Consider the following 20,963-nt stretch of genomic DNA (forward strand, 5'->3'; position numbering starts at 1 on the left):
TCGTTATTTTTTTGAAAAAATCAGGGTTGAACAATTTCCTCCAAAACCAAATGAGTTTGATAAAACATAATTAATTTCTTTGTCTTTTAATTCCGTTTGAGGAATTAAATCAAATTCTTTCATTGGGGTTTTAAAATTTAAATTTGGGAATACTTTATTTTTTTGAAGGGCAAGAATGCTATATACAGCTTCAATAGCTGCTGCTGCTGCTAATGTATGTCCTGTAAAAGCTTTAGTAGAACTAAATTCTGGTATATGATATCCTTCAAAAGCTCTTATTATTGCTCTACCTTCTGATAAATCATTATTAGGAGTGGCTGTACCATGTACGTTTATATAGTCAATCTTATCTGGTTGAATGTCTGCTATTTTAAACGCTTTTTGCATGGCTAAAAAAGCCCCTTCTCCATTTTCAGAAGAAGCGGTTTGGTGATAAGCATCATTCGCATTACCAAATCCTGTTAGATAAGCTAGAACTTGCTTACCTGTTTTTTCTATTAATTTATCTGATTCTAAGACAATAAAAGCTGCTGCTTCTCCTAAGTTTAATCCTTTTCGTTGATCATCAAAAGGAGTATTATAGGTATCAGAAAGGATCATAAGTGTTTTAAAACCATTTATTGTAAATTTTGACATAGCATCTGTACCTCCTACAATAACACGATCTAATTGACCTGACGCAATCATACGAGCTCCTAACATGATAGCATTTGCTGCTGACGAACAAGCTGTACTTACAGTAGAAACAAATCCTTTTAGTCCAATATAATCTGCTATTTTATGAGTTGAATGCCCTGCATCATGTGCTTTTATATACTGCCACAATGCTGGATTTTCAAAATATTCATAATAATATCTTTCAGTCATATCCATACCTCCTACGCTAGTTGCTGAAATAAGACCAGTTTTGTACGCATTAACATCTAAAATATTTGCGTTTTGAATTGCTTCTTTAGCAGCGTAAGCACCTAGCATGGCTGTACGAGAAAAATTATTATCTTCAGGCAAGCCTAACATTTTAGATAATTGTTCATTGCTCAATTTTATTTCACCTACTTTGATCACTTCTTTATGAAAAGTATCAAAATTTTCAATTTGAGAAATCCCTGTTTTTTTATTTAAAAGTGCTTGATAATTTTCTTCTACGGTATTTCCTATAGAAGAGATTATCCCCATACCTGTTATAGCAATTTTCATTTAAACAAAAGTTATTATGATTGATTAAAAAGAAGCTTAAAAAAGGCTGTTCAAAACGAATTCAAACAGCCTAAGAAATTATTTTGTTCTATTCTTTGCAATAAATTCGGCCATTGTTTCTACTGAAGCAAAAATAGTTTTACCTTCTTTAGGATCTGTCAATTTTATCCCATATTCTTTATCTAGCAAAACAATTAATTCTAATGCGTCAATTGAATCTAGACCTAAACCATCTCCGAATAAAGGATCGTTATCTTGAATATCTTCTATCGCTATATCTTCTAAGTTTAATACTTCAATAATCTTAGCTTTTAGTTCTCCTTTTAATGCTTCCATTTTAATTAAAAATTTGATTTATATTCTCAATTTGGTGCGCAACACCTTTGTTATTTTTATCAACTAAATAAACTACTGCTTTGTAGTTTTCCTGAAATAATTCTACCCATCCACAGAGTACTTTATCTGCTTTTCCTGTTTTTATGAGTTGTTCTGCATATGTGTACATAAATGATGCTTGAAATTGATCAAAAACAAAAAAAGCATTTTCTGAATTTAGTTTATGTTTAATACTTATCTCTCCTATACATATATTAGGTAAAGTATAAACAAAAACAGCTGGACTAGGAAAATATTTTTCTTGATCCATAATAGATGCTTGATATTTAACATCTGTATCTAAGCTTGCTGATTGATTTGCAAAAACAATAGCGATATTAGTTTGTTCATCATTTTCAAGTTTGTTTCCTAAAATCATTTCAGATGCGAGAAAAGCTAACTTACTTAAATTATCCATTTTAAAAAATTTAGGATAATTTACTTCATATTTTTTATAGATTTTTTTTGCAAATTCTACAAACGAGCTTTGATCGTTAATCATTAGGGTTTGTCCGTTTACAACCAATGCTTCTGATGTAATCGTACAAACTTCATTTATGTATAATTTAGACTCCAAAATTACTTTATTTTTTTAAAAACTACAGCGGTATTACATCCACCAAAACCTGATGCTGTTTTTAATATGATATCAACAGGCATCTCTAATGGCTCACTAATAATATTAATAGGCTGACTTACACCACACGTTTCGTATCCTTTTGAAACTATTAATATATTATGTTTAGCGCTTTCAAGAGTCATTACTGTTTCTAATAGTCCTGAAGCTCCTAATGTATGACCATAATATCCTTTTAAGCTATTTATAGGTTTATTTTGCAAACCTAGTCGATTAAACGCAATTGCTTCCATTTCATCATTGTAAGGGGTTGCTGTTCCATGAGCAGAAATAAGATCTACAGAACTATTTATAATAGCTGCTTCTTTTAATGCAGACGCTATACTTCTATAAAGTCCTTCTCCTGTACGAGAAGGTCCTGATATATGATTGGCATCGTTTATAGCTCCTTCTCCTAGTACTTCAAAATCATTTGTTTGTACTTCTTCTTTTAAAGAGGTCATATAAACTGCTGCTGCTGCTTCTCCTAATGTTACACCTGTTCTATGAGCATCATATGGTTTACATGGCAGATCGCTCATTGCTTGAAAGGAATTAAATCCTGATAACACAAATTCAGTAACTTCATCTGCTGCTACTATATATGCGTTGTCATATAAGCCTCCTTGTATAAGGCGTTTTGCGACGGAAATAGCTAATATTCCAGAAACACAAGCATTAGAAACAACTATAGGTTCTGTTTGAAAACCAAAAAAATCAGCTGTTTTTTTCGCCAAAGTACTCAAAAAAGCATTACTAATATTATTTAAAGGGTCTTTTAATTGAATAATATCTCCTTTTGTTGTAGAAAAAATCAAAGCGGTTTTTTCTGTTATTTTATTTACGTCTAAAATGGGTTGTAATACTTGAATCAAGATACGTTCAATTTTAGAAGTGACTTCTATTGTCTGATCCACAAAGTGATCTGGTATAATGGCTGCGTAGAAACCTTTTAACATTCCAAATTTAGAATGTTTTTTTATACCAGATTGGCCAGACTGTATAGCTAACCAATTTTTAGCGACGGAATTACCTAAGGGGGTAATGCAATTGGTTCTTGTTATATAACAACGTTTCATTTTATTCTATTAAACCACATTTTCGTTTCCAATCCTCAAAAAAAGAAGGAAGACTTAATGATAAATCTCCATTAGTATCAAGAAAAACTTGTACTGTTTCTCCTGTACAAACGATAGTATTATTGTTATCAAAAATTTTATATCTAAAAATCATTTTGGCTGCTGGGGTATCAACAAAGGTTGTTTCTATTCTAGCCACATCTCCGTATCGTAATGATAATTTATGTTCACATGATGATTTTACGATAGGTGTTGTGTAACCATTAGCTTGAACATCTAAATAAGAAATTCCATGCTGACGACCGAAGGCTTCTCTTCCATCCTCAAAATAAGTAATATAATATCCGTGCCAGACGATTCCTAATGGATCTGTCTCATTAAATCGAATCCGTATATCATGAGCTACGGTTAGCTCTGAAATTTCTTTACACAGCTCTTTTCTTTTTATCATAAACAATAGCTATCGTAATAGTTAAAACAAAAAATAATACCAAAAGAATTAAATTAGGTAGAATAGACCATAATCCTGTATTTCTCAAAAGCACATCATAAAAAGCATTTAATCCCCAATTCATAGGTGAAATATAGGACACATATTGCATTATTTTAGGCATAGCAAAAACTGGAACCCAAACACCTCCTATAGCTGCTAAAATAACTACTGAAGTAGCTCCAAATGGTGCTGACTGTTCTTGTGTAGTAGCAATAGTTCCGAGTAAAATTCCAAATCCTATTGCTGCTAAACCTGCAGAAATCGCAACGAGATTCATTAATAAGAAACGACCACTTATATCTAATTGAGGTAATCCTAAATAAGGAAATATATATAGACCTACAAGCATCATCAACCAAAATTGAATAATGCAAATAATTAAATAAGTAATAGTTTTTCCTAATATAACGGTACTATAGGAAACTGGATTTGTAATTAATCTTATAAATGTTCCTTGATTTTTTTCTTTTACTATATTGATTGATAAAGGAACTACTATGAAAAATATTGCAAACAATGTCCAAGCAGGAACATTATGTTGTACGGAATTAGGAATTAATTCTTTGTTATTTATTCTTGGGATTATTTCTTTGTATGTAATAAAGCTTTTTTGTTGAAAGATAGTTTGATCATTTTCTCCCATTTGTTCTTGAAAAGAAGCATAAATGGTTTGATTTTCAATAGTTGCTACCATTTTATCAATGGCATTTTTTATACTATTTTTGAAACTTAATTGTGAAGCAGGATCAAAATATAATTTAATTTCTTTTGAATTAATATTTTTTTGATTTTGTATATCTGATTCCTCTGCTACTCCAAAACTATTGAGTATTTTTTCTACATTCTGCTTTACCTTAGCTTGTAAATCTTTACTTAGGTTTTTTGGGACTACTATTGCTAATTGATATTTTCCTTGAAAAACTAGTTCCTTAGCTTTTTCTTCATTTAATTGATGCCCTTCTCTTTGAGTTATTACTTCTAAAACGCCATTTTTGCCTAAACTTTTAATTATAGTTTTAGCGATAGTTCCATGATCTGAATCTACTAATAAGATAGGAATTTTAGCATCTGAAACAGTTTTAAATGCCTCATTTTGAATGAGTGTAATCGTAACAATTAATACTAAAGGCATTACAAATAAGATTACTAAACCGCCAAAATCACGTTTTAGTAAAATTATTTCTTTGTATATAGACATCCAAAGTTTATGCATTGTCTCTTAATTCTTTTCCTGTTAAAGCAATAAAAACATCTTCTAAATTATAGGCTCCTGGTGTTTTTTGGATTAATTCATGAGGTGTTCCTTCTGCAAAAATTGTACCTTTATCTATAATTGCAATTTTATTACAAAAATCTTGTGCTTCGGTCAAATGGTGAGAGGTGTAAATGATAGTGGTTCCCTTTTCGTTTAACTCTTTTAAAAAATTTATAATAACATTTTTAGACTGTACATCAACTCCCACAGTAGGTTCATCTAAAAATAGCACTTTAGGATTATGCAAAATACCAGCTATCAAATTAACTCTTCTTTTCATACCTCCTGAAAAGGTTTCAACACGTTTGTGTGCAAACTTCAACAAACCGAGATGTTCTAATAACGCGTCTACTTTTGTTTTAAGCTCATTTCCTTTCAGTCCTAACATACTCCCAAAATATAATAAGTTTTCACGAGCTGTTAAGGTTGGATACAAGGCATATTCTTGTGGTACTACCCCTATACGTTGCTTAATTTTTCTAGCATCATTTGAATAGGTTAATCCATCAATACTAAAAGTACCTGAAGTGGGTTTTACTAAACCACATAGCATTGAAATTAAGGTTGTTTTACCTGCTCCATTAGGCCCTAAAAGTCCAAAAACATCATTTTCGGTAATTGATAAATTTAGATCATTTACTGAAAAAAATCAGTTCCTTTATATTGTTTATAAAGCTTGGTAATATGTATGATATTGTTATTCATTTATGAATTACACTGCTTTTTTAATTTTTAAAAAAATTTTCTTCTAGCTGAGCTAATGATTCTAATTCATCAGCCAAAGCATTGTATACATCATGTTGATTGCTTCTTTTTTTGTAAACTCTTGCTGCCATTACTGCAAAATCTCTCCATTTATCTCCTATAGTTGTCATCTGAACTGATAATTCTGCTAACGACGGATTATTTAAAATAAGGGAAGCTTCTTGTAAAAATGCTGCATAAATGAATCGAAATCCACCACCTCCTGTACCAATTTCTTCTTGCATACGTACCATTTGGGCTAAGTAATGATTAGTAACTTTTACTCCTCTTTTACTCGGCCATATTCGAATATGCTTAGCTAAACGACGCATACCTGCAACTCCTATAAGTGGTAATGGTGCTAACATATCTTTGCAAGTATTCTTAATTCCTTTTACTATTGCTGATTCTAAATGTAATTGAGTAGGTATGTTTATGGGATAATACATGTGCCCTTTAGGAGCCAAAGCTCCTTTTGAAAAGCGTACTTTTTCTAACTCTTTTTCACTTAAAGTTGTGACTGTTTCCATAACGGGGTCACTAATTAAATATGTCTGATCTTCTTTTCCATATACCACTAGGTTATGGGCATTAAAATGAAAACGATATTCATCAGGGAAGTAAGTTAAATTATATACCCCTACTTGTAATCCAGTAGGAATATTATTTTTTAAATTAAGATCTAGTGCTTCTTGTGCTTTTTTAGAGGTTGAAAAACGAGTTCTCTTTACCTTTATTCCTAATCTTTTAGCTGCTTTATTAAAAATACTTCCAGGCATTGGTCTATAACTAATAGCAGGTGCATGATTCACTTTTAACATAGGGAAATAAAAGAAGAATAAACCTGAGCCAATACCAAAAACCATGGGTTCACTTAAATTAATCCCATTAAACTTTAGTAAATTAGATGCTACACCATTTTCACAATGAGCCGATTGATGATGTGTAAAAAGAATCTCCATTATATCCCTCTAAAAGTTTTTAATTCTTCAACTGTTATTTCAAAAGCATCTGCATAACGCTGTAACTGCTTGATGGTTAATTTTTTAAAAACAGATGGTTTTGCATGTCGTTTTACTCGCCAAGTCCACATGTCAACATAACCAGCAAGTGTAACCCAATCCATTTTGTGAAGTTCCATAAAATATACAATTGGACTTTGAGTTCCTTCTTTAACGGCTTTGTTAGCCTCTTCAACTCGTTCTTTAATATCTTCTATGGAATGCTCGAGTGCAATAGTTTTAGGTTCCCAACCAGTACTTAAAGCGGTAGTATAAGATCCATCTTGGTCTACTGCATAGCAAAGTTCTTTCATATTGTGTTTAGAAAGATTGCTTTTATCTTGAGGCACTTCTTCTTTTTTCATTATTAATCAGTTTGCTGAATAAATAAGTTAATTTCAGCTTCTAAAAGCTGGATATCATCACTATAGGATTTACAATCCATTGTACAAATACAATAACCATCACTATCAAAACGAGATTTTAGCTGGGCTTCGGTAATAATCGTCTGACCTACTCTAGGCAGGTCGAATAATTGTATTTTTTTTATTCCACTAATAAAACCTATCACTTTTACATTTTCTTTTATTTGCTGATTTTCATCAACAAAAAAAGTTTGTCCTACAATAGCTGAACAGGTTTGTGCAGCATTCTCAACCATTCCTGCTTCTACAAAAAGAGCATTTTGTATAAAAACATTATCTGATTTTATTTCAAAAATAGTTTTCACAGTTGTTTCTGACAAATTGAGGATATAATCTACCATTAACATAGGGGCTCTATGTGGCAAAAAGTTTTGAATTTCAATTACTTCCTCTATATTATTCATTTGATCCTGCTATTACTGTTTTCATCTTACCAGTAGCTATTACTTGACCGTCTATGGTAGATGTGATTTCTACTAGTGTTACTCCCATAAATTCCTGCAAAATAACAACTTCTGTTATTATTTCTTCTTTCAACTCAGGCAGTTTTAAAATATTAATTCCATTTATAGAACCTATATACCCAGTAGGAGCTGACTCCTTTTTTAAAAAATATTGGTACCCTGTATAAAGCGCTACTGATTGAGCCATATGCTCTATTAAACCAGATTCTTGAAAGATATTATTTTGGGTAAAAATATTATCTACTGTTATTGTTAATCCTGCAATTACATTTCCTTCTTGATACCTTATTAACTTATCAATCATCACAAAAGGGTATTTTTGTGGTATTAAATTTTCCACAAAATTTTTATCTACTATTGGAAATTGAGTAGTAATCATTAGCAAACGGTTAAATAAGCATATGAATATGAAAATCTTCCACTTTCAGGCACTGATAACAAGATGGTATCTCCTTTTTTTAATTGTCCTGAATTCATTAATTCTTCTAACATTAAATAAATAGAAGCTGAGCCTACATTTCCTACTTTATGAAGATTCATAAACCAATTTTCAATTGGAACGCTAACTCCTATTTTTTGTAATTCTTCTGCCAATCCTTTAACAAAATAATGAGAGGATACATGGGGTAAGAAATAAGTAATTTGATTTGATTTTACTTTATTTTTATCAAGAGCATCTTTCATACTTAATGCCCCTTTTACTAATATCTGTGCATCTAATAACTTAACATCTTGTTTAATAGAGAAAACAGATTGCTCCAACCATTCATTTGTTGGATAATCACTCCATGGTTTAATAGAACCGTCTTCATTTTTATCTCCTCCTGCATACATACAAGCTTCTAACTCATGAGCATACGAATAGGATTCCATCCATTCAATTTTTAAAGAATATTCTCCTCTAGGTTTATTTTCTAGTAAAAAGGCACCTGCTCCATCCGACAACATCCAACGTAAAAAATCTTTTTTAAAGGCTATTATTGGTTGTTCTTCTAATTTTTTAAGGTTAACGATTTCGTTTTCAAATCGATCTGCTAACATCCAAGTAGAAACTCTTTCTGAGCCTGTAGCTATTGCATTTGTGGTATTGCCTGATTTTATAGACATAAAGGCAAATTTTAAGGCTATCATACCTGCATTGCAAACACCAGAGGAAGAGTTAATTTCTAATGGTTTATTCTTTAATAATCCGTGTACCATAGCAGCATGCGATGGTAATAAATGATCTGGTGTAGAAGTCCCACAAGATAAAAGTTGGATGGCATTAAGATCAAACTGATCATCTAGAAGTCCTTCAATTGCTTTTTGTGTTAAATCAGCATTAGAATGAGTAGGCTTTCCTTCTGAATCAAGAGCATAATAACGTGAAGTAATTCCGTTATTTCGCAAAATAATACGACGGGCTTTAGAGGTTTTGTTATCTATTAATCCCAAATAAGTTTCCATATCTTCATTTGATATAGGATCATTTGGTAAAAATTTTCCAGATCGAGTAATGTAAACGTCAAACATATATTTATACTCCTTGATAATAGGATTTTAGTTTTTTAATTTTAGTATTTATAAATGGGCGTTTTAACAAATATATCAAATATACTAACGGTGAAATTAACCAAATAGCTATAAATAAATAATAATTAAATACTTTTAACCAAAAGGGTCTAGTTTTTTTCTTTTTATAATAAAATTAGACCAAATTTCAAACATTTTATTTGCTTTCTGGTCCATTTCAATTAAAAATGGACGGATTTCAACAGCCTGATTTTTTATTAATTCTTCTTGTAGATTAAGGCTATTATCTTTTAAAAAAGATAATATAACTGTGCCAAATTTATCTGAATTTTGAATTTCATTTTGAGAAACACCAGGCTTAGGAAAAATTCCAAGATATTTTTCTTTTTACCTGAAAACATCCATTGAACAATTGTAATAACGCTAATATGATTAATATTACGATCTACTAAAACAATATTTCCTTTTAAAACAGCACCTAATTGTTTTAACTGTTTTTTGACTTTTTCTTGTGCTAAAGCCCACATATTTCTTGCTCCTATAACAGTTACAACAGGAGTGTCTTTAAGTAATTCTTTTGCTACGTTACTCTTTAAAAAGGAGTTTATAGGGATAGATGGGCTTAAGTACCAAACTTGATATCCCAGAATAACTAAATCATATTTTTGATGTAAAATTGTATTTTGAGAATCTTTTAATAAATAGGGGATTTGCAAAAATGATTCGGGGAAAGCATCAAAAAAAGCTGTTTTATTCCAAGGAAAAGGAAATTCTTTTTCTATGGCTATATTATAATAATTAACTTGAACATCTTGAGCACTTATTAATGGGGCTGTAATGTTGTTAATAATCTCTGTTAATTGTCCAGACTGACTAAAATGTACTACTAAAATTTTTTTCACTTTTATATATAGCTAGAATTTAGTTTTCCAAAAATCAAAATAATTAAACCATTGTAATGGATATTTTTTAAGTATTCCTTCTACATTTTCTGTATAAGCTCTTAATAATCCTTTCTCATCTCTTTGTTTCACAATAGCTTTTCTTGCATACAGATGGTAATGTAATTTTGGTTCTTTCATTACGTAAACAAAAACTACTGGAGCTTTTAATCTAGATGCTATTAAAAATGGTCCGGCTGGAAATAGTGCTTTTTCTCCTAAGAATTCTTGTTCAAAGCATTTAGTTCCTTCAAAATAACGATCGCCTGTAAAACAGATTAATTCATTATTAGCTAGTGCTTGATTAATTTCAAATATATGAGACAAATCATCTCGTACAATAATAAATTTTACAGATGGTTTTTGTGTAACAGACTCTAAATATTGCTTGATAACGGAATGTTCTAAATCAGTTGTTACTAAATTAATTTGACATTCTAGATCTATTTCTCCAAAGAAATGCTCTGCTATTTCAAAATTACCAACATGGGCACTTATAAGCACCCCTCCTTTTTTTCTGCTAATAATTGTTTTAAAATTTCTATTCCATCAAACTCATAGGTAAATTTATCTCGTAGACCAGCAGAAATGGCTACTTTATCAATTAACGTTTGTCCAAAAACAAAATAACTCTTATAAACATTTAAAAAAGCCTTTAATTTATTTTGTTTTTGGCGATGATGTAAATAGTAAAAAACAGCTCTATTAGATTTAAATTGTGTAAGAAAATAATAAAAAGCTACGAAAAAAAGAACTAGATAAGCAGTTCGAATTCCGAGCTTTTTTATACAAAACACAAAAATTTTATATCCTAAAAGAGTCCCTTTGGATTTACCATCCCATTGGCTCATAAGTAATTATTTTTGTGCTATTTTTGTTTCAATTAAATTATAGAAATCCTGAAAAGTATTAACTCCAGCAAAATCAGCTTCTACTAATTTAACACCAAAACTTGCTTCAATTGAAACAACTAGATCTACATAATCTAAACTATCTAAACCCAATGTTTCTTTTAAATTTGCTTCTGGTGAAATAGCCTCTCCATCTACTTCAAATTCATCTACTAAAATTTCATTAATTTTTTCTAAAATAATTGTTGATTCCATTTTATCCCTTAAATTTCTTAACTATAACAGCGGAATTTGTTCCACCGAACCCAAATGAATTTGACAAATATAAGTCAAATTTTTTATTTATAGTTTCTTTTGCTATATTTAACTTGACTGAATCTTCATCTGGCTCTTCAAAATTAATATTGGGTGCAATGAAATCATGCTGCATCATTAAGGTAGAATAAATTAGTTCACTAGCACCAGCCATCCAGCATTCGTGTCCTGTCATGGACTTAGTTGAGCTTACAAATGGTTTGTTTCCAAATACTTCATAAATTGCTTTTGCTTCATTTGCATCTCCTAAAGGAGTAGAAGTTGCATGTGCATTTATATATTCTATTTGATCTGCTACCAAACCTGCTTGTTCTAAGGCTCTACGCATAGCGGTTGAAGGTCCCTCTACATTAGGTGTAGAAATATGTCCTCCATTAGAGGAAAAACCATAACCTACTACTTCGGCAATAATAGGAGCTCCTCTTTTTATAGCAGATTCATAACTTTCTAATATTAACGTAGCTCCACCACCACTAGGAACTAATCCGTCTCTATTTTTATCGAATGGTCTAGAAGCTTTAGCTGGATTTTCTTCTCTTGGAGAGAAAACACCTAATCCATCAAAACTAGCCATACTATATTTATTTATTTCTTGAGCTCCTCCACAAATAATAATATCTTGTAATCCACTTTTAATTAAATGAAAACCAAGACCTACTGAATGCGAACCGCTTGCACAAGCAGCACTAATGGTCATATTCACACCTCTTAATCTAAAAATAGTAGCTAGATTCATTGTGACAGTAGAATTCATTGATTTGAATATAGCTCCAGAACCGATTAAAGCGGTATCCTTTTTTTCTCTTACAATGTCTGTAGCATCAATTACTGCTTTAGAAACACTATCATTACCATAAAGAATACCTACTTCATTTTTATCAAAAAAGGCATCATCTATATTTGCATTTTTTAAAGCATCTATAGTAGCCATATATGCAAATTCTGTTTCTTGCCCTATACTAATTCTCTGACGTCTGTTTAATAGTGTTTTCAATTCTGGATTAGGAACCATTCCTGTAAGTGCTGATTGAAAACCAAATTCTTTTCTTTCTGCATCAAAAATAATACCTGATTTCCCTTGATATAATGATTCTCGAACTTCTTCTAAAGAAGTACCTAAACAAGAGTAAATCCCCATACCTGTTATAACTACTCTTCTATCCATTTTTATCTATAAGCTGTTATTAAGAATAAATACCTCCATTAATATTTATGACTTCTCCTGTAATGTATCCTGCATTTTTAGAAGCTAGAAAACTTACCAAAGCGGCTACTTCTTCTGCTTCTCCAAAACGATTAGCAGGAATCATTTTAATTAATTCTTTTTCATCCAAATCACCTGTCATATCTGTACGAATAAAGCCCGGTGCCACTGCATTAACTGTTATATTTCGTTTAGCTACTTCTTGTGCTAATGCTTTTGTAGCAGCTACAACAGCTCCTTTTGCGGCTGAATAATTAGTTTGTCCTGCTGTTCCTTTTACTCCTGAAACAGAGACCATATTAATGATACGTCCATATTTATTACGCAACATCTTTTGAATAAAGAAATTTGTAACATTATAAAAACCGTTTAAACTAGTATTAATAACATTATTCCAATCTTCGGGTGTCATCCACATAAATAATCCATCTCGAGTAATTCCTGCATTATTTACAATTACTTCCACAATAGCTTCAGGATTAGCTTCTTGCCATTCTGTCAAAACTTGTGTTACTTCGGCATGATCTCCAACATTAAACTTTATAATTTCACCAGTAGCTCCTAAATCCTGAACTTCTTTTAAAGTAGTAAGAGCAGCTTGTTTATTTCCTTGATAGTTAATTAAGATATGGTATTTTTTTTCAGCTGCTATTTTTTTACAAATAGCACTTCCTATTCCTCTTGAACCTCCTGTGACTAATACACACTTCATAACTTATTTTTTAAGTTTATTTATTTTAGAAATACTTGTCCTTAATCGTACCTTTTGTCTGTAAACAACTTTCCTTCTTTAGTCTGAAAACCCTATTCATTAAAACATCTTACTTGAGAAGGCTTTGAATAAATCTCTTTTATTTGCATTAAAATTCTATCCAAAAGTTATTTTAAACTTAAAAGAGATTATGACTTTTCTTTTTTAATCTACAATCTCCTCTTTTAACTCTTATACATAAGCTAAAGCATCAGAACTAAAACATCCAGTATTTGTATAAATAGGTTGATGTTTTCATTTCCATTATCGTTATATATCCCACAACCCTTTATTTTTTTACAGTCGCTAAACTTCCCAAAAATGGCGTACTTTCTCATATTTAGGTTTTATATTTATATAACCCATTTTAGTTTTTCTCTAACCATTGTAACCTGATCATGATCCATATTATTTTAATAATATCTTCTAGAAACATAAACTTGATACTCTTTGACTAATCCGAATTTATCTTATTGCCTAGCCTATAAAAAATTACTTTTAAAAAAGCACTTATTCCATTATAACCGACTGCTACAACTTCTTTGCCATTCTGATTTATAACACTTCATAAATCTCTAATTTTAAGACGAGCAAGTTATCCACAAAAAAGAACATTATCATAATTTGAGTTCAGAAATACTTTCCTTGCATTATAAAAATACTCCTTGTTCAAAATCAAAAAGATTTTATTTCACAAGCTTAAACAAAGATTATCCTTATTCATCTATTGATCCTCCTTAGCTACAATACAGATATCGTTATTATTTTTTAAACTCGCTCAGGTAAGACTCATGAGTACTTTTCCTCTCAGACGAACAAATCCTGATTATTTTTTTATCTAAACAAGTATTAATTTTTCAACAAAATTTCTTGTTTTTTATATTTTGATTATATAACAACTTGTTCATCTCTTTTAATAAAACTAAACTTTTTGTTTTCTCTAAGTAGAGCTAATTATTAACAAAAAAATCTCTCTTCAATGATTTATTGCATTAGATAATCTTTTATTTTTTGGACATATGGATACATCACCATATCGTCTTTAAAAGTTGGTACAATTGTACGAACTTCATCATAAAATTTACGAGTAGAAGAGGATACTTGAGCTGCATAACCTAATGAATCAATTGCTTGAACAATAGTAATCATTTCGATAGCTAATACCTCAAAAGCATTTTCAATTACCTTACCTGCCATTACAGCTGAATTTGTTCCCATGGAAACAATATCTTGATTATCATTATTGTTCGGAATACTATGAACATACATTGGATTTGACAAAGTCTGTGACTCTGCGGTAGTAGATACTGCAGTAAATTGAACTCCTTGCATTCCAAAATTAAATCCTAATGTACCTAAATTAACAAATGGTGGTAATAATTCATTAATCTTAGAATTTAATAAGTAATTCAATTGTCTTTCTGCAAGCATAGTCATTTTAGCAACTACAATCTTCAATTTATCCATTTCTAGGGAAATATAATCACCGTGAAAATTACCTCCATGGTATACATGCTTATTTTTTACATCTATTATAGGGTTATCATTTGCTGAATTAATTTCATTTTCTAAAACCTTAGCTGTATTTTTTTATTGTATCTAAGACTGGACCTAAAATTTGAGGAACGCAACGTAATGAATAATATTCTTGTACTTTTTCTTTGAATACTTCTTCATTATTTTCACCATTATAGAGATGTTCTTCTCGCTTACGGACTAACGTACTATCTTTTAGATGTTCACGCATCATTTTTGCAATTTCTTGCTGACCATAATGATGTTTAGTATTATTTAGTTCAGCAGATAAATGGTCGTCATAAGCTTGCACTATTTCATTTATTGCACTTGCTATTTTTACTGACCAATCCAAAGCTTTTTGTGCATTATACACATTAACAATTCCAATACCGGTCATAACAGAGGTACCATTCATTAATGCTAATCCTTCGCGCAATTCAACTTTAATAGGTTCTAATCCCTCTACCTCTAAAACTTCTTTAGTCGTTTTTCTTTGGCCTTTATAAAAAACTTCTCCTTCACCTATTAAGGTTAGTGCTAAATGAGCTAACTGCACTAAATCTCCACTAGCTCCTACTCCTCCATGTTCAAAAATTAATGGTGTTATATCTCTATTAATAAATTCTTTCATTAGATTAATAACAGAAGGATGAACCCCTGAATTCCCTAATGACAACGTATTCAATCTTGCTAAGATAGCTGATTTTACATTGACTGGGTTTAGGGGGTTACCTGTACCTGATGAATGGCTTCTTATCAAGTTATACTGAAGCTGCAATCTATCTTGGTCTTTTATACGATATTGTGCCATAGGACCAAAACCTGTATTTACACCATAGATTATTTTATTTTCTGAAAATTTTTTTAAAAACTCAAAACTTTCTTCAACTCTGCTCAATACTTCTTGACTAATCTCTACATTTTGATTTTTAAACACTATGGAAATGAATTCTTCGAGCTTTAAATATTCTTGTATAACTCCCATCCAAACTAATTTTTATAACAATTGATTAATATCTTTTTTATTTGATATTATGTATTTATTTTTGAAGGTGCAAAGTTAATACATTCTCATAAAGAAAAAAGCAAATATGAAACAAGAATTTGTAGACGTTTTAGTAATCGGCGCTGGACCTTCTGGCTGTGTATCAGCATCTTATTTACACAATAACGGAACAAGTGTAAAAGTGGTCGAAAAAACCAAATTTCCAAGATTAGTAGTAGGTGAAAGTTTAATCCCTAGAGTAATGGATCATTTTTATGAGAGTGGACTTTTTCCGGCATTAGATTCCATGAATTTTGAAAAAAAATTAGGTGCTCGATTCATAAGAGGGGAAGAAATATGTGTTTTTGACTTTAGTATCAAACATGGTAAGGGATGGGATTGGACTTGGCAAGTACCTCGTGCTGATTTTGACAATACTTTAGCAGAAGAAGTTATCCGAAAGGGAATTGATTTAGAGTTCGAAACGGAGGTATTAGATGTAAAATTTGATGGTTCTAATTCTATAACAACAGTAAAAGATAAAAATGGAGAAACGAAAGAAATTCATGCTAAATTTATAATTGATTCTAGTGGATATGGCAGAGTATTACCTCGTTTATTAGACTTGGATACGCCTTCTAAGCTAGATCCTCATTCATCTATATTCACACATGTTAAGGATATTAATAGACCTGAAGGAGAAGAAGGCACGCTTATTTCGTTTGATATTTTAGAAACAGAGGTATGGCTTTGGGTTATTCCTTTTTCTAATGGGAACACAAGTGTAGGTATAGTGGGTCCTACTTCATTTATCAATTCATTATCTAAAAATAATGATACTGCGGAAGCTTTAAAAAACGCAATTCAGAAATCAGATTATTATATTCAACGTTTTGGAGGTGTCGATTTCTTATTTGAACCTGTAAAACTAGAAAATTATTCAAGATCTGTAAAAAAGATGTACGGTGATGGTTTTGCTTTAACAGGTAATAGTTCAGAATTCTTAGATCCTGTATTTTCATCTGGTGTGGCATTTGCTACTGAATCTGGTATGCTATCTGCTAAATTAGTTCACCGACAGTTAAAAGGGGAAAAGATTGACTGGGAAATTGAATTTACCCAATATATGCGATCAGGAATTGATGTCTTTACAACGTATGTAAAGGAGTGGTATACAGGAAATCTTCAAACTTTATTCTTCCATCAACCTGAAAACCCTGATGTTAAAAAGAAAATATGTGCTGTTTTAGCAGGCTATGTTTGGGATGAAACGAATTCTTTCGTAAAAAAACATGATAGCGTTATAAAAAACATGGCGCACCTACTAAAAATGGAGGAAGAAGCTAAAGGAAAATCCTAAGTATAACTTGGGATTTTTTAATATTCGTTCTTTAAGTACTATTTTAAATCTTTCAAAATTAATTTAGCAAATGATTTACCTATTTTAGCAAATCCTTCACCAATATGTGATTCATTTGTAAAGTTACTAACCATTTTATTTCTAGGAGCATATTCACTTCTTACTTCAACCAAAACATTATTTTTATTAGCTGTCTCAATAATTTTTTAGAGTAGTAGTTAGTTTACATCATATAAACATACCATCCTGAATAAATCCGGCCTACTTGTCTTAACAAAGTATACTTTTAACAAAGACTTTCGCTAACATATAATTTTTGATCATTTTTTTCAAAACTTCATTAACTAATTGAATAAATTTAGGGTTCCAAACTCTCTATCTTGATTGTTCTCTTTTTTTCCAAATATCTCCCTCTCTATTTTTCTCATTTAATTCAGCAGAACGATTAGCTGTATATTGACTTTCTATTAAATTTCCTTTAATAATTTTAGATTAGCGTAATCAAATTATACATTTAATCCTGCTTCATCTTTTAGAAAAACAGTTTTTTTAGCAATCTTAATTTCTTGTAAAAAGGATATTATTACAAAAAAGATACAAATAGTAAAATTCTTTTTCTCATAGATTATCATTTTTTTAGAATACATGTAAGCAAACATGTTGTATTAACATTCTAAACAATTACAATGGTATCTTTAGATTATAAGTAATAAACGTAAAAGCCTATTCTATAAATTCTAGAATAGGCTTTTACATTAAATTACATAAAAAATTACAATTACGTAATTGGATTTTGTTTAACTCTATTGAAAACCCAAAATATAATAGGAAAAACTAATAAAGTCAACACTGTGGCTGTTATTAAACCTCCAATGATTACAATTGCTAAAGGTTTTTGACTTTCGGAGCCTATACCTGTACTGATTGCAGCTGGTAACAATCCAATGGAAGCCATTAAAGCCGTCATTACTACAGGTCTTGTTCGCATTTTGACTCCCTTTAAAATGGCATCTTCAATTTTCATTTTTTCTTTTATATTTTGGTGGAATTCTGATATTAATATAACCCCGTTTTGAATACAAATTCCAAATAAGGCTATAAATCCAACACCTCCTGAAATTCCAAAATTCATACCTGTTATATGGAGTGCTAAAATTCCTCCAATAATAGCAAAGGGTACATTAGCTAATACTAATAAGGAATCTTTTATATTTCCAAACATAATGAATAATAAAACAAATATTCCTACTAAACTAATAGGCACCATCTGCCCCAAACGAGTTGTAGCTCGTACTTGGTTTTCAAATTCTCCTGTCCATCCTATACTATATCCTGTAGGTAATTTTAATTTAGCTACATTTCGTTGTGCTTCGGCTATTGTACTTCCTAAATCACGATCTCTAACTGAAAACTTAACTCCAATAAAACGTTTGGTATTATCACGATAAATAAATGCTGGTCCTGTAATCTTTTTAATTTTCGCAAATTCTTTAATTGGTATTTTACTTCCATTAAGAGTTGGCACTAAAAGATTACTCATATCTTTTTCATCTTTTCGGTATTCTTTTAAATAACGAACCCGTACATCAAACTTTCTTTCTCCTTCATATTTTTCAGTAGCCGTTTTTCCTCCAAAAGCCATTTCTAAAACGGCTTGAGCGTCAGAAATTTTAACTCCATAAGCAGCCATTTTATCACGATCTAAAATAACACTAACTTCAGGTTGTCCTACATTACGAAGAATTCCTACATCTTTTATTCCTTCTACATTTTTTATATTAGCAATTACTTGATTGGCAAGCCTATCTAATTCTTCTAAATTTTCACCATAAATTTTTACGGCATTAGAGGCATTAATCCCTGCTACACTTTCTGCTACATTATCAATAATTGGCTGAGAATAATTAAATCCTATACCTTGATATTGTGATAAGTTTTTATCCATTTCACGAACCAAATCATCCATAGAAATTTTTCTTTTCCATTCCTCTTTTGGTTTTAAATTTACCTGCATTTGCACATAATAGAACCCACTAGGATCTGTTCCATCATTACTACGTCCTACTTGACTTAAAACACCATTCACTTCTGGAAATTTTTGCAATTCTTTCCTTAAGACAGCAGTTCTTTTAACTGTTTCTGTTAAACTTTGACTCATCGGAAATTTTGCTTCTACCCACAATGCTCCTTCATTTAATTGAGGTAGGAATTCTGTCCCCATAAACTTAGCTGAAAAAAGAATTATCGCTATTAATGTTCCTGAAATGATTAAAGTAATCCTTTTATTTGCAAAGGTCCAACTAAATCCTTTTTGAACTAAGTTATCCCAAAAATTAACAAATGGATTGTGTTTTTCTTTAACATTTTTATTTAAAAAGATATGACATAGTACAGGAACGAGTGTAAGGGTAAAAATTAAAGCTCCTAATAATGCAAAACCTAATGTATAAGCTAAAGGAGAAAACATTTTTCCTTCTACTTTTTGAAAAGCAAAAATAGGAAGCAAAGCCGTAATAATGATAAGTTTTGAAAAGAAAATAGCCTTACCAAGTGTAGTTCCTGTTTGTTTAATAATTTTCCCTTTTGCTAACTTATTAAATTTATCCATTCCTTTTTATGTGCAAGATGATCTAGAGTCACAAAGATACCTTCCACCATTACGACGGCTCCATCTATAATAATTCCAAAATCAACTGCTCCTAATGATAGTAAATTGGCACTCATTCCTTTTAATTTCAAACATAAGAATGCAAACAGAAGGGATAAAGGGATAATAATTGAAACGGTAACTGTCGTGCGCCAATCGGCCATGAAAAGAAACACAATAACGGTCACAAAAATGATACCTTCAAACATATTGTGCATTACTGTTTCTGTAGTAAAATTCATAAGGTTATCTCGATCATAAAAAGTCACCATTTTTACATCTTTAGGCAAAATAGAAGTGTTTAATTCTTCTATTTTAGCTTTTACTCGTTCTAAAACTTCTTTTGGATTTTCACCTTTTCTCATAACCACAATTCCTTCTACGGCATCGTCATTACTATTTAATCCAACTTGTCCTACACGAGGCATTGCACTTTCATGAACATCAGCAAGGTTTTTAACTAAAATTGGATTGCCTCCAGCATCATCTACTATGATATTCTCTATATCTTGAATACTTCCTAATAGACCAACTCCACGAACTACATAAGCTTGACCATTTTTTTCAATAACATCACCTCCGACATTAATATTACTTTCAGTTACAGCTTCATATACTTGCAACGGTGTGACACCATACTTTGCTAATCTATTTGGGTCTACACTTATTTCATATGTTTTTTCTTGTCCCCCAAAGGCTACTAAGTCTGCAACACCAGGAACGGCTCTTAGCTGTCTATCAATAACCCAATTTTGTAATGTTAACAGTTCTTTACTATCCCTATTTTTACTTTGAAGTGTGTATCTAAAAATTTCACCTGTAGGTCCATAAGGAGGCTGAACATCAGGGGTTACTCCATCTGGCAAAGAAACATTTCGAAGCTGATTATTTACTTGTTGTCGTGCAAAAAAGTCTTCTACATCATCTTCGAAAATGATTTTAATCACTGAAAGTCCAAACATAGTAATGCTTCGAACGCTGGTTTTCTTTTGCACCGAATTCATAGAGATTTCGATAGGGGTAGTTACAAAACGTTCAATCTCTTCTGCACTGCGTCCATTCCATTCTGTTACGATAATAATTTGTGTATTTGTAACGTCTGGAAATGCTTCAATAGGCATATTTTTAAAGGCAACAAAACCTGATATAACGAGTACTGCTACCCAAAAAAAAGTAAAAGGCTTATTCTTTATGGAAAAAGCTATTATATTTTTTATGAATTTGTTCATA

At 31.0% G+C, this 20,963-nt stretch carries 16 protein-coding genes and 5 pseudogenes; 1 reads left to right on the plus strand and 20 read right to left on the minus strand.

The window, feature by feature from the left end:
• Window positions 1-3: 3 nt before the first annotated feature.
• The 18 genes and pseudogenes from JJC03_RS01575 to flxA all read right to left on the minus strand — a co-directional run bounded on the left by JJC03_RS01575 (window position 4) and on the right by flxA (window position 15,726).
• A complete protein-coding gene (locus JJC03_RS01575) occupies window positions 4-1,197 on the minus strand; it encodes a beta-ketoacyl-[acyl-carrier-protein] synthase family protein (protein ID WP_088398323.1) in 1,194 nt (397 codons plus the stop codon).
• Between the two features lie 78 nt (window positions 1,198-1,275).
• Entirely contained in the window at window positions 1,276-1,533 is a 258-nt protein-coding gene (locus JJC03_RS01580) for a phosphopantetheine-binding protein (RefSeq protein WP_088398322.1), read from the minus strand.
• Window position 1,534: 1 nt separating this feature from the next.
• Window positions 1,535-2,149 (minus strand): 3-oxoacyl-ACP synthase, encoded by a 615-nt coding sequence (locus tag JJC03_RS01585; RefSeq protein WP_088444467.1) that lies wholly within the window; start codon window positions 2,147-2,149, stop codon window positions 1,535-1,537.
• Between the two features lie 2 nt (window positions 2,150-2,151).
• Window positions 2,152-3,267, minus strand: coding sequence for a beta-ketoacyl-[acyl-carrier-protein] synthase family protein (locus JJC03_RS01590; protein WP_235873865.1), 1,116 nt, complete (start codon window positions 3,265-3,267; stop codon window positions 2,152-2,154).
• Between the two features lies 1 nt (window position 3,268).
• A complete protein-coding gene (locus JJC03_RS01595; RefSeq protein WP_235873866.1) occupies window positions 3,269-3,718 on the minus strand; it encodes an acyl-CoA thioesterase in 450 nt (149 codons plus the stop codon).
• Window positions 3,693-4,973 carry an ABC transporter permease gene (locus tag JJC03_RS01600; protein ID WP_088444469.1) on the minus strand — a complete coding sequence of 427 codons (1,281 nt, stop codon included), beginning with the start codon at window positions 4,971-4,973 and terminating at the stop codon, window positions 3,693-3,695. The genes JJC03_RS01595 and JJC03_RS01600 overlap by 26 nt, the downstream gene beginning before the upstream one ends.
• Window positions 4,966-5,720 (minus strand): annotated as a pseudogene (locus JJC03_RS01605) (ABC transporter ATP-binding protein). The gene JJC03_RS01600 and the pseudogene JJC03_RS01605 overlap by 8 nt, the downstream one beginning before the upstream one ends.
• A 20-nt stretch (window positions 5,721-5,740) precedes the next feature.
• The gene (gene darH / locus JJC03_RS01610) at window positions 5,741-6,721 is read right to left on the minus strand and encodes a BtrH-related acyltransferase DarH (RefSeq protein WP_235873867.1); all 981 of its coding nucleotides are present in this window, start codon (window positions 6,719-6,721) and stop codon (window positions 5,741-5,743) included.
• Window positions 6,721-7,125: a flexirubin biosynthesis protein DarG gene (DarG, locus tag JJC03_RS01615; protein ID WP_088398315.1), complete on the minus strand. Its 405-nt coding sequence runs from the start codon at window positions 7,123-7,125 to the stop codon at window positions 6,721-6,723. The genes darH and DarG overlap by 1 nt, the downstream gene beginning before the upstream one ends.
• 2 nt (window positions 7,126-7,127) lie before the next feature.
• Complete coding sequence (locus JJC03_RS01620) at window positions 7,128-7,589, minus strand: hotdog family protein (RefSeq protein ID WP_088398314.1); 462 nt, start codon at window positions 7,587-7,589, stop codon at window positions 7,128-7,130.
• Window positions 7,582-8,028, minus strand: a complete 447-nt coding sequence (locus JJC03_RS01625; RefSeq protein ID WP_088444473.1) for a hotdog family protein — start codon at window positions 8,026-8,028, stop codon at window positions 7,582-7,584. Before JJC03_RS01625 ends, JJC03_RS01620 begins: the two co-directional genes overlap by 8 nt.
• Window positions 8,028-9,161, minus strand: a complete 1,134-nt coding sequence (darB, locus tag JJC03_RS01630) for a dialkylresorcinol biosynthesis protein DarB (RefSeq protein ID WP_088398312.1) — start codon at window positions 9,159-9,161, stop codon at window positions 8,028-8,030. Before darB ends, JJC03_RS01625 begins: the two co-directional genes overlap by 1 nt.
• Window positions 9,162-9,165: 4 nt before the next feature.
• Window positions 9,166-10,063: pseudogene (locus JJC03_RS01635) on the minus strand (dialkylresorcinol condensing enzyme DarA).
• 12 nt (window positions 10,064-10,075) lie between these two features.
• Window positions 10,076-10,953, minus strand: a pseudogene (locus JJC03_RS01640) (lysophospholipid acyltransferase family protein).
• Window positions 10,954-10,959: 6 nt separating this feature from the next.
• Window positions 10,960-11,208 (minus strand): acyl carrier protein, encoded by a 249-nt coding sequence (locus JJC03_RS01645; protein WP_088398309.1) that lies wholly within the window; start codon window positions 11,206-11,208, stop codon window positions 10,960-10,962.
• A 1-nt stretch (window position 11,209) separates the two neighbouring features.
• The gene (locus JJC03_RS01650; RefSeq protein WP_235873868.1) at window positions 11,210-12,433 is read right to left on the minus strand and encodes a beta-ketoacyl-[acyl-carrier-protein] synthase family protein; all 1,224 of its coding nucleotides are present in this window, start codon (window positions 12,431-12,433) and stop codon (window positions 11,210-11,212) included.
• Between the two features lie 19 nt (window positions 12,434-12,452).
• Window positions 12,453-13,184 (minus strand): flexirubin biosynthesis SDR family reductase FlxB, encoded by a 732-nt coding sequence (flxB, locus tag JJC03_RS01655; protein WP_088398307.1) that lies wholly within the window; start codon window positions 13,182-13,184, stop codon window positions 12,453-12,455.
• A 1,023-nt stretch (window positions 13,185-14,207) separates the two neighbouring features.
• A pseudogene (gene flxA / locus JJC03_RS01660) lies at window positions 14,208-15,726 on the minus strand (flexirubin biosynthesis tyrosine ammonia-lyase FlxA).
• Window positions 15,727-15,832: 106 nt separating this feature from the next.
• On the opposite strand from flxA, the gene JJC03_RS01665 reads away from it, so the two are divergent.
• The gene (locus tag JJC03_RS01665) at window positions 15,833-17,086 is read left to right on the plus strand and encodes an NAD(P)/FAD-dependent oxidoreductase (protein WP_103714637.1); all 1,254 of its coding nucleotides are present in this window, start codon (window positions 15,833-15,835) and stop codon (window positions 17,084-17,086) included.
• Between the two features lie 38 nt (window positions 17,087-17,124).
• On the opposite strand, the gene JJC03_RS17160 is transcribed toward JJC03_RS01665, so the two are convergent.
• Both JJC03_RS17160 and JJC03_RS01670 read right to left on the minus strand, forming a co-directional pair.
• Window positions 17,125-17,259, minus strand: coding sequence for a hypothetical protein (locus JJC03_RS17160; RefSeq protein WP_258932081.1), 135 nt, complete (start codon window positions 17,257-17,259; stop codon window positions 17,125-17,127).
• A gap of 605 nt (window positions 17,260-17,864) precedes the next feature.
• Window positions 17,865-20,962 (minus strand): annotated as a pseudogene (locus JJC03_RS01670) (efflux RND transporter permease subunit).
• Between the last annotated feature and the right edge of the window lies 1 nt (window position 20,963).

It is taken from the genome of Flavobacterium oreochromis, assembly GCF_019565455.1.
Lineage (GTDB): Bacteria > Bacteroidota > Bacteroidia > Flavobacteriales > Flavobacteriaceae > Flavobacterium > Flavobacterium oreochromis.